At 69.3% G+C, this 16039-nt stretch carries 17 protein-coding genes; 8 read left to right on the forward strand and 9 right to left on the reverse strand.

What is annotated here, in order from left to right; translation table 11 throughout:
• Positions 1 to 151: 151 nt before the first annotated feature.
• Positions 152 to 694: a hypothetical protein gene (locus ACIRL2_RS42550; RefSeq protein WP_402239828.1), complete on the forward strand. Its 543-nt coding sequence runs from the start codon at positions 152 to 154 to the stop codon at positions 692 to 694.
• 306 nt (positions 695 to 1000) lie between these two features.
• On the opposite strand, the gene ACIRL2_RS42555 is transcribed toward ACIRL2_RS42550, so the two are convergent.
• The 3 genes from ACIRL2_RS42555 to ACIRL2_RS42565 form a co-directional block, all read right to left on the reverse strand.
• Positions 1001 to 1189 carry a hypothetical protein gene (locus ACIRL2_RS42555; RefSeq protein WP_402239829.1) on the reverse strand — a complete coding sequence of 63 codons (189 nt, stop codon included), beginning with the start codon at positions 1187 to 1189 and terminating at the stop codon, positions 1001 to 1003.
• 33 nt (positions 1190 to 1222) lie between these two features.
• Positions 1223 to 1516, reverse strand: coding sequence for a DUF6225 family protein (locus ACIRL2_RS42560; RefSeq protein ID WP_402239831.1), 294 nt, complete (start codon positions 1514 to 1516; stop codon positions 1223 to 1225).
• Between the two features lie 444 nt (positions 1517 to 1960).
• Positions 1961 to 2818, reverse strand: a complete 858-nt coding sequence (locus ACIRL2_RS42565; protein ID WP_402239861.1) for a methyltransferase domain-containing protein — start codon at positions 2816 to 2818, stop codon at positions 1961 to 1963.
• A gap of 68 nt (positions 2819 to 2886) precedes the next feature.
• Between ACIRL2_RS42565 and ACIRL2_RS42570 the strand changes: the two genes are divergently transcribed.
• The 5 genes from ACIRL2_RS42570 to ACIRL2_RS42590 all read left to right on the forward strand — a co-directional run bounded on the left by ACIRL2_RS42570 (position 2887) and on the right by ACIRL2_RS42590 (position 7813).
• Entirely contained in the window at positions 2887 to 4107 is a 1221-nt protein-coding gene (locus ACIRL2_RS42570) for an IS110 family transposase (protein ID WP_402239832.1), read from the forward strand.
• A gap of 97 nt (positions 4108 to 4204) precedes the next feature.
• The gene (locus ACIRL2_RS42575; RefSeq protein WP_402239835.1) at positions 4205 to 5425 is read left to right on the forward strand and encodes an MFS transporter; all 1221 of its coding nucleotides are present in this window, start codon (positions 4205 to 4207) and stop codon (positions 5423 to 5425) included.
• A gap of 144 nt (positions 5426 to 5569) precedes the next feature.
• Complete coding sequence (locus ACIRL2_RS42580) at positions 5570 to 6040, forward strand: hypothetical protein (RefSeq protein ID WP_402239836.1); 471 nt, start codon at positions 5570 to 5572, stop codon at positions 6038 to 6040.
• Between the two features lie 596 nt (positions 6041 to 6636).
• Positions 6637 to 7032, forward strand: coding sequence for a hypothetical protein (locus tag ACIRL2_RS42585; RefSeq protein ID WP_402239864.1), 396 nt, complete (start codon positions 6637 to 6639; stop codon positions 7030 to 7032).
• Between the two features lie 382 nt (positions 7033 to 7414).
• Positions 7415 to 7813 (forward strand): hypothetical protein, encoded by a 399-nt coding sequence (locus ACIRL2_RS42590; protein ID WP_402239838.1) that lies wholly within the window; start codon positions 7415 to 7417, stop codon positions 7811 to 7813.
• A gap of 17 nt (positions 7814 to 7830) precedes the next feature.
• On the opposite strand, the gene mihF is transcribed toward ACIRL2_RS42590, so the two are convergent.
• Complete coding sequence (mihF, locus tag ACIRL2_RS42595) at positions 7831 to 8145, reverse strand: integration host factor, actinobacterial type (protein ID WP_402239841.1); 315 nt, start codon at positions 8143 to 8145, stop codon at positions 7831 to 7833.
• Between the two features lie 82 nt (positions 8146 to 8227).
• Here mihF and ACIRL2_RS42600 point away from each other — a divergent pair, with 82 nt between their 5' ends.
• Positions 8228 to 9094 (forward strand): endonuclease domain-containing protein, encoded by an 867-nt coding sequence (locus tag ACIRL2_RS42600; protein WP_402239843.1) that lies wholly within the window; start codon positions 8228 to 8230, stop codon positions 9092 to 9094.
• A 143-nt stretch (positions 9095 to 9237) separates the two neighbouring features.
• Here ACIRL2_RS42600 and ACIRL2_RS42605 read toward each other — a convergent pair whose 3' ends face one another.
• The 3 genes from ACIRL2_RS42605 to ACIRL2_RS42615 form a co-directional block, all read right to left on the reverse strand.
• The gene (locus ACIRL2_RS42605; RefSeq protein WP_402239845.1) at positions 9238 to 9597 is read right to left on the reverse strand and encodes a hypothetical protein; all 360 of its coding nucleotides are present in this window, start codon (positions 9595 to 9597) and stop codon (positions 9238 to 9240) included.
• Between the two features lie 480 nt (positions 9598 to 10077).
• Complete coding sequence (locus tag ACIRL2_RS42610; RefSeq protein ID WP_402239848.1) at positions 10078 to 10659, reverse strand: transcriptional regulator; 582 nt, start codon at positions 10657 to 10659, stop codon at positions 10078 to 10080.
• Between the two features lie 56 nt (positions 10660 to 10715).
• Positions 10716 to 13202 (reverse strand): DnaB-like helicase C-terminal domain-containing protein, encoded by a 2487-nt coding sequence (locus ACIRL2_RS42615; RefSeq protein ID WP_402239849.1) that lies wholly within the window; start codon positions 13200 to 13202, stop codon positions 10716 to 10718.
• A gap of 940 nt (positions 13203 to 14142) precedes the next feature.
• On the opposite strand from ACIRL2_RS42615, the gene ACIRL2_RS42620 reads away from it, so the two are divergent.
• Positions 14143 to 14559 (forward strand): NUDIX domain-containing protein, encoded by a 417-nt coding sequence (locus ACIRL2_RS42620; RefSeq protein ID WP_402239852.1) that lies wholly within the window; start codon positions 14143 to 14145, stop codon positions 14557 to 14559.
• A gap of 124 nt (positions 14560 to 14683) precedes the next feature.
• On the opposite strand, the gene ACIRL2_RS42625 is transcribed toward ACIRL2_RS42620, so the two are convergent.
• Complete coding sequence (locus tag ACIRL2_RS42625) at positions 14684 to 15334, reverse strand: HAD family hydrolase (RefSeq protein ID WP_402239854.1); 651 nt, start codon at positions 15332 to 15334, stop codon at positions 14684 to 14686.
• A 267-nt stretch (positions 15335 to 15601) separates the two neighbouring features.
• Complete coding sequence (locus ACIRL2_RS42630; RefSeq protein ID WP_402239856.1) at positions 15602 to 15835, reverse strand: recombinase; 234 nt, start codon at positions 15833 to 15835, stop codon at positions 15602 to 15604.
• Positions 15836 to 16039: the final 204 nt, after the last annotated feature.

A 16039-nucleotide genomic window follows, 5' to 3' on the forward strand; every position in this document is an offset into this window, starting at 1 on the left:
TAGTGTTCAGTGTTCGCACTATGGCGAAACCGACTGCATCGGCGACAAACTCAGCGTTTGGAACCGTCTGAAGAGATCCACGACGCAGCAGGCCGTTGCCTAGCGTTCGCTAGACAGATACCTTGTCTCTAGCGAACGCTAAGGAGACGCCATGGCTACCCGCATCACCTTCAACTTCGGTGACGACGGCAGCGAGGAAGTCGTCGTCAAGCACTGGGACGACCTCGCCCGGGCCCTTCACGCATCCCTCGAGAAGGACCGCGACATCACCCCGCCAAAAGCCGCCGACTTTTGGGAACTCGCCAGCAACATCCGCATGGTCAGCCGCATCATTCAGGGCCTCGAAGTCTGGCGGGAGTTGGCAATCGTCGCCGCCGACAAGACCGGTGACGACGCCGACCGCAACGCCATCGCAATCGCCGCCGGCCTGCCGGCCTCGCGCCTCTACCGAATCCTCGACCGCCACGGCCGGCCCCGCGACCGAAAGGGATCGTCCCAGCGGGCCATCCTCGAGCAGACCATAGAGAAGGAGGGCGGCAATTGGACGCCAGCGCGCACCGTCGAAGTCCTGGCCGCCGCCGGGCACATCGTGACACCCAAGCGCGCCCGGCAGCTACTCCGTGACATCGCCGACAGCGGCCTGATCGCCAAAGCCGACCCAGAGCGCGCCGTCTACCGAATCACCGAGCCGTAAAGCGTCGCGGCGCAGGCGAACAGTTCCGCCCGGTCGTCGAGGGTGTAGACGTCTTCGTCGTCGACGGCTTGGTGGACGCCGCGGCTTCTCGGGTTGCCCGACGCGGATGAGGAACTCGCCAAAATCCTCCTGAGGCGTATCGGTACTGGCCAGGCTTCTTGCCGCGGCCGGGCGAACCGACAGAGCCGAGGCGTTGTTTCGCGGAGCCGTCACCGCACGCCGCCGCCCGGTCGCGCTGCTCGTCAAGGCCGAGGAGCCCGAAGCCCTCGCTTCGGGTGACCGCGACAGTGGTGGCGTTCGTCTGCATCAAGGAGACGTAGCGGCGCCGAAGGTCCGGCGCGCAACGCGAATATCGGGCTTGAGGTGCTCCGTGGTCCAGTCGCCGGGATTCCTGAGGACGTGCTGTTGTATTCGCGAACGCAGGTCTCCCGCGTTACCGAGGAGCAGTCCGAGGAGTTGTTCGCCCAGCACCCACAGTCGGTCCCGCAGCGTCATGAATGCGTGCCCCGCCCCGACCCGCCCGCACTGCTATCGGCGGCCGTGGTCGGGTACATGGCGTCCGTCGTCCAGACGCATGTAGTACCCGGCCTCGTAGTCCGCGGCCAGGGTCAGGTGCGGGCGGCCGGTCTCCAGGTCGACCGTCGAGTCCCCGGACCCGCCGGTGAGGATCAGCGGCGGTTCGTCACCGACCCCGCACTCGGTACTCGGCCCCGTGGGGACCACGACCTCGATCGGCGTCGCGTCGTCCAGCCCCGCGATCAGCAACCGCAGACGGCCGACGGTCAGCGGTTGCGGCGGTGTGTGCTCATAGCGATAGACCATGGTCAGAGCCTCCCAGAAAGCCGACCGTCCTCGAGACGATCCCGCCGAGCCGTACCGGGCCCGCGCCCACACTCGGGCAACCCGGCCGACGTCGGTACCCCGCGTGCCCGCCCTGACCCCGCCACCGCCGACCGTGCGGACCCGGCCACCCCAGCCCCGAAACCGGACGCGCCGGTGAACGCGGCGTTGCCCAGAGCCGCATCCCTCCACCAGAGGCCAGGCACCCGAACGACAACCACACCCGAAAGTCGTAAGGAAAATCCGACAGGAAAACCGAGTAGGAAAACCCGGGACGTCACCCGACACTCCACCACCCGGCACAGCCACCGGGGACCCGCACTGCACGCCGAACACGAGCAACTCCCGCACCACGCGCAGGAACCGAGTGGACCGGCCGGGGGTTCGCACCTACGGCGCTCCCATACCGGCCCGCGGCTCCAGAGTTCAGGTGATCATCGCGTGGCGGCCCGTACCCGCCAGGGGCCAGGTCGAGCCGGACGGATCGTCGAACCACACGTGTTGGCGGCCGTCCGGCTCGACGCGCAGGCCGAAGCGTTCGGGCCCGGGGCGGCCTTGGGTCGTCCAGCGTGCGTGGGTGTGTTCGATGTCGGCCCACACGTCGCGTTCACCGTGAACGGTGACCGCGAAGGGGCCCCCGTCACGGTCTCGGACGTGGTCGACGTCGGCCCAGTTCGCTCCCGTGGCGTCGATCACCCGCAGGGTGCAGCACCACTTGCCCGGCTGCGGGTCGTCGGCGCGGGCGGTGAGAAAGCGGTATCCGGGCAGGGTCGCGCCGACGACGAACGCGGCCTCGGGCTCCTCGGGTTGCACCCCCCACGGCGCCAGATCCGACACGCGCTCGCGGGTGGGGGCGTCATGGTCCACGGCCGGCGGGCTGTCGTCGTACCCGGCCGCCGCAGCACGTAGCGGCATGAACGAGCCCAGGGCGGCGAACGGGCCGGTCGCTCCCCCGTCGTCGTCGCGGGTCAGGCGGGCGATGCCGTAGGACACCCACGGCGAGGTCCACGGCACCAGGAGCGTCCCGCCGGGGCGGGTCTGCTCGACCCAGGCGGGCGGGACGACATGGACCGAGCAGGTGGCGACCACTGCGGCGTACGGGGCACGCGACGGGTATCCCAAGGTGCCGTCGCCGGTGACGATGTGCGGGTGGATCCCGGCGCGTTCGCACGCGTCGCGGGCCGATCGGGCCAGGCCCGGGTCGATCTCGACGCTGACCACATCACGCCCCGTGGCGGCGCGCAGGAGGCAGGCGTTCCAGCCGGTGCCCGCGCCGATCTCCAGGAACGGGCCGGTAGTGGGACCTCACCCCCGAGCAGGTGCTCCATCACAGGCACAGGAGTACTTCTTTCGTGTTCATCGGATGGGACTGGGCGACCGAGACCCACGACGTCACCGTCATGGACGACACCGGAAAGCGCGTCGACCGCTGGGAGTTCGCCCACACCGAGGAGGGGTTCACCAAGACCCTGGCCCGACTGCGGAAGCACGGGGCCCCGGCGGATCTCCCGGTCGCGATCGAGACCACCCGCGGTCTGGCGGTGGACCGACTCCTCGCCGCCGGGCACCCGGTGGTACCGGTGCACCCGAACGCCTTCCACGCGATGCGGGCGCGTTGGGGCGCCTCCAAGGCCAAGACCGACGCCGGCGACAGCATGAAACTCGCCGACTACCTGCGCACCGACGGCCACATGCTGCCCCGCCTGGAACCCACCGAGCAGGCCACCATGGACCTCCAGGCGCTCACCCGACAGCGCGCCGACCACATCGAGGCCCGCGTCGCGGCGACCAACCAACTCGCCGCGCTGCTCGACATGCATTGGCCCGGCGGCAAGGCGGTGTTCGCCGACCTCGACAGCGACATCGCCCTCGCGTTCCTGGAGCGATATCCCACCCCGGCCTCCGCCGCCAAGTTGACTGCCGGACGCCTTCAAGCCTGGTGCAAGCGCCGGGGTTACTCGGGCAAGCGACCCGGCAGCGTGCTCATCGAACGTCTGCGTTCGGCCCCGACCGCGGCCTCCCGGCTCGGCGATGTGGTCGTCGAGCGGCTGGTCCGCGTCCAGGTCCAACTCGTTCAGGGCATACGCACAACCATCCGCCTGCTCGACAAGGCCATCGCCGACGCGGTCGAAACCCACCCCTACGCACCGCTGTTCGCGTCCATGCCACGCATCGGCAAGGTCAACCTCGGCCAGATCGTCGGCGAGATCGGCCCGCTCCTGGAACGCGCCCGGACCTGCGAACAACTCATCGCCGAGGCCGGCGTCGTGCCCGTCACCCGCGCCTCCGGCAAGTCCCGCGCGGTGACCTTCCGCTTCGCGACCAACCGAAGAGCCCGCCTCGCCCTGACCACCTTCGCCGACAACAGCCGACACGGCAGCGAGTGGGCCGCGAAGATCTACACCGACGCCCGCGCCCGTCAGAAACGACACCCCCACGCCACACGCATCCTCGCCCGAGCCTGGCTGCGCGTCATATGGGCCTGCTGGCGCGACGGAACCTGCTACGACCGCGAAACCCACCAAGCCAACGGCAAAATCAACATGGCCACCAGTAAGTCCTCGGCTGCATAGAGGTTGACTCAAGGAACTCACTTGTCGTGCTCAAGGGAGTGCACATCGCCACCGCGAGTGGCAGCATCTGTGAATGCGCCGGAATCCCAATCTCGTCGTGTCCGTGGTCGCAGCCACCTATGGCTTGTCCTCGATGGGGGACCAGATGGCCATGGTCGCCCTCACTCTCCGATTACATGACCAAGGGCAATCCGGGGTGGTGATCTCGGCGCTGGTCATCGCGAGCGTGTTGCCGATCGTCGTGGTCGGACCGTTGGTCGCGCCTCTGGTCGACCGGGTGGAGAGCAGTCGACTGATCGTCGTGGCGACCGCTCTTCAAGCTGTCGTCGCAGCCGGCCTGGCGGTGGTGACCGACACTGTCGTCACCATCGGATTGTTGGCGTTGCTGGGTGTTGGGCTGGCGGTCGTCTCCCCTGCTCTCCAGCTCCTGGTTCCCGAGATCATGGGTGAGGAGGGGACCGCGCGCGGCTATGCGCGGCTGGAAATGTTTCGTTCCGTGGGCGGCGTGGCGGGTCCGGCCCTGGCGGGCGTCCTGGTCGCGGCGTTCGACGATCGGGTCGCATTGCTGTGCAACGCCGGGTCGTTCGCCACGATGGCCGTGGTGTTCCTCGGCCTGCGGGTGCGTCGCGAGCCGATGCCCGACGCAGGTGGCAGGCCGAGTTGGCTCGCCCAGGTGCGTGCGGGTGTTGGTGTACTCGGTCACGACCGCCTCCTGCGGACTGCGATCCTTGCCTTGGCGTCGGCAATCGTCTTCACCGCGATGCTCAACGTCGCCCGGGTCTTCTTCATCCGCGACGATCTACACGCCTCCGACACCGGCTACGGCGTTTTGGTCACGGGCCATACCGTCGGCACATTGCTCGCCGCCGCGCTGATCGCCTCCCGGGTCCCGCTCGCGTGGCAGCCGCGGGTCCTAGCCGGCGCAGGCTTCTTGATGGGTGCCGCGTTGCTGATCAGCGCGACCGTTCCCGTGTTCGCGCTCGTGCTGGTCGCCTTCGTTCTCACCGGTGTGGCCAACGCACTGCAGAGCCTGGCGATCCGCAACCTCATCCACGCCCGCGTACCGGCGGAGGTCCGCGGCCGCGCCTTCGCCTCCTCGAGCGCCGCGCTCAACGGCGCCAATCTGACCGGGACCGCCCTGGGTGGCCCGGCAGCCGGCCAACTCGGCGGCGCGGGAGCCCTGCAACTCGCGGGCGTGGGCACCCTCTTGGCGAGCCTGGCCGCAGCCCCCGTTCTCCTGCGTCGACCGGCGGTGCCCGCCCGGGTGTCCGGAGCTCCCGCCGCACGAGCCGCCGAGCCCACCAAGGACCCACCATGATCACCTTGTGTGAATCGGTGTTGACGGCAAGCAACGCATCCAACTAGTTTTCATGTGCACGCTCTGAACATGCATTCGAACCACGGAAGTCGCGGCGACGCGTACGTGTGGTCGCTTGATTGCCAATGAACAGAGGGGAACAGCATGCCCGACACGATCTCCGAGCCGGTCACCCGAGAACTGGTGCTCCTGGGCGACGCCGCTCCCGGTCGCCGTGGCGACCGCACGGTCATCGCCGAATCGCACGTCGAAGTCGACATCGTCTCCGACGAGGCTCTCGCGAGGTGCATCGACGCCCTCCGCGCCTCGGACGACCGTCTCGCCGAGCAGCCCGACTCGAAGTACAACTGGAATCTCACCTGGATGGAACGTCGCAAAGAGGGCGGCGGCAAGGTGATCTTCGACGTCGTCTGGTACGACGAGGAATTCTTCGACGCGAAGAAGAACAGCTACATGTCCCCTGAGCACCTCGCCATGTACACCACCATCGGCGCAGACGAAGGCGCGCTCGCCGTGAGCCACTGGCGCAAGGTGAGGGACCGGCTTCATGGTCAGGGGCCGGCCGCCGGGCCCGAGGCCCGCCGTCGGCGCGCGCCCCTACAGTCGGCGCCGTGACCATCCGAACATGGACGTTCGTCGGAGCCCCGGACGATGCGTCCCGTCTCCCGTCGTGAACGAGAGCGACGACGACGTGCCGATGGCGAAGTTGACCGCTCGCGCCTGGGACCCGGGGCGGCGTTTTCGACACCGGCCGCTTTCCGACCGCCGCTGACCTCCGCTGTGCTCGTGCGACGATTCCCGGCCGCGCTGCCGTTCCGCGCACGCCCTCGGGGAGGCTACGGCCGCCGTACGACAGTCCCGTGGTGGGTTGTTCGTTCGGGTGGTGTCGGTGTCCGCTGGTAGGCAGGGGTCTTTCGGCCGGCGACAGCCACAGGGGGCGACCGTGACGTCCGAGGATCTCGTGTTCGATTTCCGGCGGGTGCATGAACATGGAGTCGGGTGTACGAGGGGGCCGCGCTGGATGTGCGTGTGGTGATGGCGGGGATGTCGAGGGACGTCAGGGACGGGTTCCTTCTCGAGGAGGTGCCGTGGGCCCGATTCTCGCACGCGTACGGTTCGGGCGAGGACGTTCCCGGCCACCTGGGGTCGATGCGCAAGGTGGGCGCCCATTCACCCACGAACAGCCCCCACCGATCGGCACGGTCCACACCGTGGGGCTCGACCTTCATCGACCCCAGCCAGGACAACACCGACAACCCGATCGTGGCTACACCCTCAAACCCCATCTGGACGCGGTCGCGCCGCAGGTCGCCGGTCTGCTCGCGGACAGCGCGGCCGCGCGGCTGGGCCTGGTCGACCCGGCGTACGCGCCGGGCGCATTGACGGACGTGGCGGCGGACGACGGCGGGATGGCGCCGCTGACCCGGTTGCTCGCGACCGAACTGTGGCTGCGGCGCCCCACCCCGGTCGATGTCGGCCCGATCGAGTCCGACGGGCCGGACCGTCCGGCCTGGACGGTGACCGCTCCCGGGGAACCGGCCCGACGATCGCCGTCCGCCCCCTGCGGAGGGGCAACCCCGCCGCGCCCGTCCGCTCCGAATCCGTGACACCGGAGGGATCGGGGGTGAGACCCCGCGTGGTGTCTGCGGGTTCCGGGCCGGGGATGCCGAATCCCCCGGCCGGGCGGTGCGGTTCGCCGCCGACGTCACCGTGGTGGTCGACGACCGAACCGACGACGAGGGCGACGCCGAAGGGCCACAAAACCTTCATCATCTGCAACCCGATCTCCACCCCGCGGTGCCCACGCTGTTCACACGCGTTCCCCGCCATGGCCGCAACTACCATGTAGGGTAACGCGGCTCGAAACTCATACTGCGAACGTAGACGGGGAGTGTTCGCTTCCGGGCTCGAAATGGCGATTCGCCACTCTTCGGGGCTTCCGGCTCTCGGCCGCACCCGGGACCGCGTTACCGGGCGCGGGAGAGCGCCGTGGAGTTGTCCGAGATCTCGGACCGGGTCGCGGCGGCGATCACGGACTTGGAGCGGGCGCCAGACGGCGACACCGCCGCCCGGGGCACGCTGGCCCTGCGGTTGCGGCTCCAGGCCGAACACGCCTCCTGGCTGGTCGTGTTGGCCGCGCGCGTCGCCGACGAGGCCCTCGCCCTGTCCCCCGACGATCCGGCCGCGCGGGCGGATCTGGCGACCGCCGCGGCCCTGGCCCGGTCCGTGCTGCAGGCCGCACGCGCCTGCGTGGCCGGCTGCGTCGCCCGGGGCGAGGAACTGCGCCTGCAGGACGAGCCGTTCGACGTGGCGTCGGCCCGCATCGACAAGCACGTGGCGACGATCGAGATCGCCGCCCGACGCCTGACCCACGAAGTGGCGCGTTAGCGAACCCCGTCTCCGGGTCACGCCTGCGGCGCGCAACGCTCCAGAAGCCGCTCGCGCTGTTGGACGCCCAGGCCACGCACGCGGCGGCTCTCGGAGATCTCCAGCTCGTCGAGGAGCCTCGCGGCCCGTGCCTTGCCGATGTAGGGAAGGGATTCGAGCAGGGCGCGGACCGGCATCTTGCGTACGGCGTCGGAGTCGTCGGCCAGCACCTCGCCCAGCGACAACCGGCCGCGCTTGAGTGCCTCCTTCACCTCGGCCCGCTCTCTGCGCACGGCGGCGGCCTTCGCGAGCGCGGCCCGGCGGTCCTCGAGAGTCAGCGGCGGCACGGTCATCGGGGTGTTCTCCTCGCATCGCCCGGAACGGAACGGGCCCATCATCTCTCTCCGCCATCGGCTTCGACCAGCGACTTTGCCGATGGCGGCGGGCCTGTGGGTCCCGATCGAGACGGTGGGCACGCGACGTCATCCGGCCGCACGGGAAACGTCGCACAGCTCGGGGCCATGCGGAATCCCCGAAACGCGTGTGACCGCCGCGGATCTCTCGTCCAATGGAAACCGGGACCCTGTGCAGGTCGACCACCGGTCGACCGTGAACACCCCGGCGGAGGCACGGGTGAAGTACCAATCGATGTCGTCGCAGGCCAAGGGCCGCTACCTGGCCGAGCACCCGCATTGCATGCTCTGCCCCGGAGTCTCGGTGGTCGTCGACCACGACCACGCCACCGGCTCGGTGCGCGGCGCGCTGTGTCGTCGCTGCAATGGCACGCTCGGATCGTTGGAGGCCGCGCTGCGCCTGCCGGAGCGCGGATTCCAAACCCTGGCGGGCGACCTGCACCGCGCACTGCGCCGCAACAAGGGGCGGGTGAGAACCCGTCACGTCGCGGTCTTCGTCGACGTCGAAGGGCACGGCGCAGTGTCCCGCGGGCGGCGGGTGTTCGGCGAAAGCTTCAACGGCCGGTCGGGCGGTTCACGCGGGCGAACGGCCCGATCGGCCCATACCGAACGTCTCTCGATGTGGCGACGGAAAAGGGGGCGCGATGGCGACGGTCACCGCGAGGGTCCCGCGGGAGGCGATAGGCGAGGCGCTGCGGGATCGGATGAACGCCGATGTCGTGGAGGAGGTCTGTGTCGAGTTGGGTCTGGACCACGACATGGCTTTTGCGAAAGTGGCGGTAGAGCGAATCGTGGGTGCCGAGGGTGCTGTAGCGCCGCGCGAAACAGCTCGCCGGTTCGGCTGCGGTCGGCAGGTGGAACGCTCCCGCGCCGAAACCGGACTCCGTAACGGGTAAATCCGGAGATCGACGGGCGTCTCGTTCGTCTTGCGTTCACGGATGATCGGGTCGGCCGTGTTTCGAGCCGGCACCAGACCCGGGGGCGCCCGTCAGGCCGGCCACCTGCCGAAGTTTGGTCGCTCCCACGCCATTGTCAGGGCCGGAGTTGCCGTGCCTGCGGGTCGAAGCAGTTGAGACCCAGCGACGCGGCAACCTCCGCTGCGTAGGCGGATGCCTCCTCGGCCCTGCTCCAGCTCATGGGGAAGCAGATCAGCGGGCCGCAGGCATCGCCGATCAGCGGCCCCGCCGACCAGGGCGAGTCATCGCCGTCGATCTCCGTGGGATCCGGCCACCGTTCCAACAGCGCGGCGACGAAGGCCGTGATGCGACCCACCGGGGGAACCACGGGCCCCTCTGTGTCCATGTACCGGTCGTACAGATCGGCAAAGCGCTCGGCCGCAGCGGCGTTGTCTGCCGGCCGCTCGCCCTCCCACACGGCAAGGTCGTAGCTCATTGCCGCAACCTGCCATCCCCTACCGACAACGGCGCGACCGACCAGATCTTCGGAAACCACGAGCAAATCGGACCGGATCATCCGAGACGGGACATCGCCAGAACAACCAGGTACATGAGAATCCGCCAACTCGCTATGAGATGCAGTGAGAAGCCGACAACCGAGTTGAGACGAGACAGGAAGAGTCGCAGCTCCATGTCAGATCTGGCATTCACCTGACAGCGCGATTGAGAATCCGACATGCGTTTTGGGAACCTACAGCCGTGTAGGGTCTCGCGGTTCGTGTCCTACGCCGACGCTGTGACCTCGTGTTTCTCACGGTTTCTCACGACGTGTCCGGCACCGGAATCTCACGATCGTGTCCGAATCCTCGAATCGGATATCGAGTGCAAGCCGCTGACCTGCGCAGTCTCACGAACGGAAATTCGCAGGACATCGGCCGTGAGATCAGGACTCGCGAGCTGAGACCCTACAAGCCGACTAGGCTGCGAATCCCACTCCGGAAGCGAACTCGAAGCCGCCCCAGTCCGACCCGAGATCCGCCAATACCTCGTCGGTCCACCGTTCGTCGAGCATCCGTTCGTCCCCGGCCGCCCAGGCACGCACGATCGCGTCCCAACGGCGGACGTTGACGCTGCGGTGTCCGGCCACGCCGGCTCGGCGGTGCGGCTCGCGTACGCCGGACTGGTCGTGGGAATGCAACTCCACGCGGGTGCCGCGGCCGTTGTTGTTCAGGCGACGAGTCAGCGACCGGGCCACGTTGCGCCGGCGCAGGTCGCGGTATGCCTCGTCGATCCGGCGCAGGTTGGCGCGGTTGGGGGTTTGGTCCTCGGCGAGCCAGGCCGCGAGTGTGCGCGGTGTGACGGCGATCCCGGCGTTGTCCATCGCGGTGTAGCCGGCTCCGGAGGCGGTGAGGTAGCGCAAGCGTGCGGCCAGGCCCCGTTCGGTGTCGACGGGCGAGGTGACGCCGTCGGCGAGTTCGTCCAGGCGCTGCGCGGCCAGGGCGGACGCGCGGGCGCCGCGCATCCCGTACTTGCCGGGCTCCAGGGAGCGGTACGGCATCCGGCGTCAGGTCCTCTCGGGCGAAGCGGTGGCGGCTGGGGTGGTGGTGTGGGCCGTCAACTCTTGTCCTTGGTCTGGAGGATGTAAGTATCCTTGATCTTCACGTCGCCGACGCCGCGGCCCTCGGTGAACACGGTGCGCCAGTCGCCGCCGGTGAGGTGGAGTTCGTCGGTGCCCATCACGCGCACCACGGCAAGTCCTCCCTGGTGGGCCTTGAACGCCTTCACCCAGAGGTTGGAGAACGCCTGGGAGCGGATGATGTGCATCCAGTCGGGGCGGTTGATCTCCCGGTTGTAGTTCGAACCACCCATCGTGGACACGAGTTTCGCGTACATCTGCTTCACATAGTCCAAGGTGACATCGTCCCCCTCCGCGATCGCCGTGTCCCGGGCGTCGCGCAACGCGGTCCGCAGACGCTCCAGGAGGTTCTCGGTCGCCACCGCCGTCCAGGACTCGAGGATCTGCGGTTCCTCGCACAGGTGCCCGTAGGCGGGCGACGCGCACCGCAGGAGCAGCCGGAGGGTGGGGTCGGTGATCCACAGCGGGCCGGGCTCGTCGCGGTCGCCGAGCGGGTTCGGGAGATCGTCGTGCTCCCACGCTGGGGGCTCGACGAGGTAGATGCCGGCGCGGCGGCGTTTGCGGCCGCGTGGTCCGTCGAAGTCGTCCAGGTCGGGGCCGGCGCGGTGTTCGAGCGGGCCGATCGGGAGGTGGGCCTTGAGTGCGGACAGGTAGGCGGCGTTCATGTCCAGCGCGACGACCTCGTGATCCCCGGGGGGCAGGTGCGTGTTGCGCCACTTGGGGCGGGCCTCCCAGACCGCGTCCGACTCCTCCTTGCTGCGCTTGCGCAACAACTCCGGCAATGGCGGGTACCAGGTGTGCTCGTACCGGGAGCCGGCGCGGGACAGGCGCAGGAGTTCCATCACGTCCGGGATCGCTCGGCGGGCCAAGGCCTCGCTCGCGGCGGTGATGTCCCCCTCGGCCGCTGCCAGTTCCTCCGCGACCGCGCCCGCGATCGCCCCGGGCAGCGGGTCCTCGTCGGTGTCCACCACGATCTTGCGCGCCGGCTTCGACGTGGCCGGGGCTTTCGGCGCGGCGGACGTGGGGCGGGCGCCGGCGCGGGCGGGCGTGGTCGGGCGGGGCGTGGTCGCCGGTGTGTCGGCCGCGGGCCGTTCCTGTCGACTCTCGGCTCGTTCGCGGGGATCGGGGGCAGGGGGCTCGGCGTTGTCGGCCTGGGGCACGTCGGCCGGGCCGGTCTGGGCCACGGCGGTCGAGGCCGGTGGGGGGTCGGTGAAGCGGACGTGGGCGAGGTCGGCGTGCAGGGCCGCCTGAGCGACCGGGCCGAGATCGCGTTCGGCGACGATCGCGAACGCCTGCTCGCCCTCACGCGTCAGGTGCACGACGGTGTCCGCCTCGGCCAACGCCGCGGCGACCTCGGGCGGTTCGCCGGCTCCGGTCTCCCACACGGCCACCACCGGCACGTCCAGATCCGCAGCCAACCGGCGCAACGCGGCCACACCGTGGCGGATCTCGGGGCCGGCAAGGCCGGTAGCGGCGGGGATCAGGTGGTTGAGCGGGTCGACCGCGACCAGGCGCAGGCCCGCGATGTCGGCGGCGGTCTCCCGGAGCAGGTCCAGGGTCAGGTCGGCGCCGTCGTCCAGGAGAAGCCCCCCTGCCGCCAGGCGCGCCGACGCGGCGTCGGCGGCGTGGCGTTCGGTGTCGGTGAGGGTGCCCGCACGCAACCTGCGATGGTCGACTCCGGCGGCGGCGGTCAGGCGGGCGGCGATGTCGGCGCGGGGGCGGCCGGGCGTGCACGAAAGCACCGCGCTCGGCGCGTCGGGATCGTCGGCCGGCGCCAGGGTCGCGGACAACACCGTGCCAGCCGCGAGCAGGCCCGCGCCGGCGCCGGGCGCGCCGACCACCAGCACCAGGCGACCGGGCAGCGCGCCACCGCCCGAGGCCTCGTCCAAGTCGGCGGGGCCGAACGAGACCGCGCGTCGGCGGGCGTTCGTCGCCTCCCCCAACGCCGTCGCGAACCCCGCCACACGACGACCCGCCCCGGAGGACACGGCAGGGGTGACCGGCGCGGCGGGCGCCGGGGGCGCGACGTCGGGGGTGTCCGATCCGGGCATCGCCCGCGTCGCCGGCACGGGACCGCCGCCGGTGGTGGGCGGTGTGGTGGCGGTGTGGGTGATCTGGGCGTAGACGCGGCGGTAGCGCAGCACCAGCTGCGGGGTACCTGTCGCGGCCGCGCGCACCAGGTTGCCCAGGCCCTGTCGGGCGGCGGTCATCGTGAACGCCGGCAACTCCCCCTGCGCGGCCAATACATCCGGTGTCGGCGGGCCCAACACCGCACGCACCCCGTGGGGAGCGTGGATCACCACCTGGATGCCGTCTGCGGCGTCGGCCACCACCCGCGCCCACTGCCTGCGGACCTCCTCCACCCCGAACCCCACGCCCGGACCGACCGCATCGCACGCAATCCGACCCGAGGCGTCCCCGTCCGGTGTCTGCTCCCCGTCGCCCATCGGTCCCACCCTTCCCATGCTGGCACCATCCCCCCGATCCTACCGTGATCCGACGCGAGAAGCTGACGAATCGTCAGGAAGTCAAGTCGAAGTGAGGGGTGTTCCCATGTGTCAGGGCGGCCTCACCGCAATGCTCACCGGGCGGAGCGATATCCGTCCGGAGGAGCGTTCGCCGTGGTCGGCCGGCACAACCGAGGGCGCTGGCTCCGGACCGGGAAAGGCGACCGCACGTCGTGGCCTCGCACCGCGAAGGAGGGTGCACCCGCCTGGCACCCGCGCGAACCGCGCCCGGAGCCCCGCGGCGTTCCAGGGGGCACGCCGCGCTGCGCGCCTCGCCGAGGCGCGCAGACGCGCGTCGAGGTCGGCCTGGGCGTGGTCGAGCCAGGTGGTCGTGATGTCGGTGCCGGCGGTGGTGTGGTCGGGCGGCGGTGCAGGGGGGTTGTTCGTCGGGGTCGGCGGCGCGGGCGTCGGCTACCGCGTGGCCAACTCGGGCGGCGGCGGCAAGTTCCTCGCCGGCCACGTCCAGGTACCTGCGGGTGGCGGGGTCGGTGACCTTCGCGAGGTTGGCCGGATCCGTCAGGGCACAGGCGATCGCCTCAAGGGCCCTGCCGGTCAGCTTGCGAGCGGTCAACGCCGGTGGCAGGCCGGGGAGCAGATCCAGGTGAGACATTCACTGCTTCTCTGCACTTCACCCAATCGGGTACGTGGCGCATGTCGTTGGAGGTGCAATTCTTGATCGCTGGGCCCGCGCTGGGGTGCCGTCGCCCCTAAGCTCCTCTGGTGCGGTCCCACGAGGTGTCGGCGCCTTGCGGTCGTCATCACGATGCGGATCCCAAGGTTCGGCTTCGGGACGGCGACACTTGGAGAGAAGGGGCGTTTGGTGGCATACACGGGTTCCTACTTGTGGTCGATTCGTCAGAAAGTCGGCTCCCAGCTCGTGCTGATGCCGGGTGCGTAGGTGCTGCTCTTCGACGAGCACGGCGGCTGTCTGTTTCAGCGCCGTTCGGACACCGGGTTGTGGGAGTTCCCAGCGGGCGCGTGCGAACCGGGCAGCACCTTCGCCGGAACCGCTGTCGAGGAACTTCGGGAGGAGACGGGGCTGCACGTGGCCGAGGGAGACCTCGTGCCGTTCGGCGCCTTGTCCGACCCCGAAGTCCACGTCATCCGATACCCGAACGGCGATCTGACTCATTGCTTCGCACTGTGCTTCGCCGCGTACCGTTGGACGGGCACTGTCACCGTGGAAGCCGACGAGGTCCTCGAAGCGCGCTTCTTCGACCTGGACCATGCTCCGCAGCCCTTGCACCCGCCGACCTCGGCGGTGCTGGACATGTATCGGCAGTTCCTCGCAACCGGCCGGTTCCAGGCCCGTTGACCAGGCCCTGCGGCGTAGTTTCCTGCGGGTTCAGTCTTGACGGTCCGCCGCCCTGGCGGGCGGCGGACTGTCCCATGCATTGAAGTCACTGCGGACGGTACGGAGTTCGGCGGGTTGCGGCGCCCTATCCCGGGTTCCGCATGGCGTGATCGATCGCAGAGGCAACGCCGTTGGCGACGTGGGTGGGCCGGTAGGAATCCTGGGGCCAGGGCCGGCCGTTCGCCACCCACACGCTGCGAAGCCCGAGTCGGTCGGCACCGGCGATGTCGGCATGCGGTGAATCGCCGATGATCCACGCACCAGGCAGGGGGATACCGACGGTTGCCGCTGCCGCGCGGAAGATCTCCGGTTCCGGCTTCTTGTGGCCGACGGCCTCGGAGATCACCCAGCCCTGGACGAGTCGGTCGAGCCCGGTATTACGGATCTTCGCTTCCTGCTGAACGGTGCGGCCGTTGGTGACGATCACGCAGGCCCAACCGTCGGCCCGTGCTTTGCTCAACGCCTCGCGGGAGGAGAGCGTCAGGGCGACGTGGTCGGCGCCGCCGTTGTCGAGAAGGGCACGGATGGCGGTGGTTGGCACCACACCGCCGTATCGGCCGGTCAGGGCCGCAGCGACTTCATGCCGCGCGTTATAGCCGCCGGCGTCAAGCGTGGTCACCCACGTGACCTCGGAGTCGGGCAGGCCGTGCCCGGCAAGGAAGTCGACGACGGCGGTACGGAAGGCCGCATCGCGGTCGACCAGGGTGTTGTCGAGGTCCAGCAACAACAACGGCATGACCGGCAGTAGATCACAGGCACTGGGCGGCCGACCACGTCGACGAAACTCGACCCATCGGTGCCGAATTCGTCTGTCTGCGGGCTCGGTTTCGACGGTCCGCCGCCCTCGCAGACGACAGCCCATCCCATGCCCTGACGTCATTTCTCGTGAATACCTCCGCGCCCATCCGTCTCCGTCTGCTGCCCAAACTGCCGGACAAACGCTGCTGCCAAAAGTGAACGAAGCCAGCAGCAGCCCATACACGTAGAGTGAGCCTTCCGGATGTCATGCGCGGGGCTCCTCACATGATGCCCTGGGGCGGGGGATGCCGAGGTCGACGACAGGACGGCGCGCGCGACGCAGGGTCTCGTCCTTCTTCGCACGCAGGAAGGACAAGGTGAGATCGATGCCTTCGATCTCACCGATCCAGTTCTCGACCTCCGCTCGCGCACGTCGGTCGAGCAAATCGGCTTCCAGCTCTTCGAGGCGTGCGAGCATCTTGGGATTGATGTGGAGCATCGGGCAGCGGATGCATGCTTCTCTGAACTTGGCCCGGATCTCGATGCATGTCGTTCTAGGCGACAGCCCGCTTGTATGCTTCCCGGGTGTCGGCTTCCTCAGAGGAACCTCCACGGCCCAAGCCCGTCGACGAGTGTCGAAACCTCTACGACGTGCTCGAACATGCGAGGCTCAGGCCCGCCATGTTTGTCGGTCCTGCAGGGG

Origin of the sequence: Embleya sp. NPDC127516 (assembly GCF_044765325.1) — a bacterium.
Taxonomy (GTDB): domain Bacteria; phylum Actinomycetota; class Actinomycetes; order Streptomycetales; family Streptomycetaceae; genus Embleya.

Excerpts from the sequence above, each read along its gene's own strand:
- ACIRL2_RS42550 (WP_402239828.1), top strand. The coding sequence starts at position 152 with ATGGCTACCCGCATCACCTTCAACTTCGGTGACGACGGCAGCGAGGAA.
- mihF (WP_402239841.1), bottom strand. The coding sequence starts at position 8,145 with ATGACCGTGCCGCCGCTGACTCTCGAGGACCGCCGGGCCGCGCTCGCG.
- ACIRL2_RS42580 (WP_402239836.1), top strand. The coding sequence starts at position 5,570 with ATGCCCGACACGATCTCCGAGCCGGTCACCCGAGAACTGGTGCTCCTG.
- ACIRL2_RS42630 (WP_402239856.1), bottom strand. The coding sequence starts at position 15,835 with ATGCTCCACATCAATCCCAAGATGCTCGCACGCCTCGAAGAGCTGGAA.
- ACIRL2_RS42610 (WP_402239848.1), bottom strand. The coding sequence starts at position 10,659 with ATGCCGTACCGCTCCCTGGAGCCCGGCAAGTACGGGATGCGCGGCGCC.
- ACIRL2_RS42615 (WP_402239849.1), bottom strand. The coding sequence starts at position 13,202 with ATGGGAAGGGTGGGACCGATGGGCGACGGGGAGCAGACACCGGACGGG.
- ACIRL2_RS42560 (WP_402239831.1), bottom strand. The coding sequence starts at position 1,516 with ATGGTCTATCGCTATGAGCACACACCGCCGCAACCGCTGACCGTCGGC.
- ACIRL2_RS42600 (WP_402239843.1), top strand. The coding sequence starts at position 8,228 with ATGGCGGCGGGCCTGTGGGTCCCGATCGAGACGGTGGGCACGCGACGT.
- ACIRL2_RS42625 (WP_402239854.1), bottom strand. The coding sequence starts at position 15,334 with ATGCCGTTGTTGTTGCTGGACCTCGACAACACCCTGGTCGACCGCGAT.
- ACIRL2_RS42605 (WP_402239845.1), bottom strand. The coding sequence starts at position 9,597 with ATGAGCTACGACCTTGCCGTGTGGGAGGGCGAGCGGCCGGCAGACAAC.
- ACIRL2_RS42555 (WP_402239829.1), bottom strand. The coding sequence starts at position 1,189 with ATGACGCTGCGGGACCGACTGTGGGTGCTGGGCGAACAACTCCTCGGA.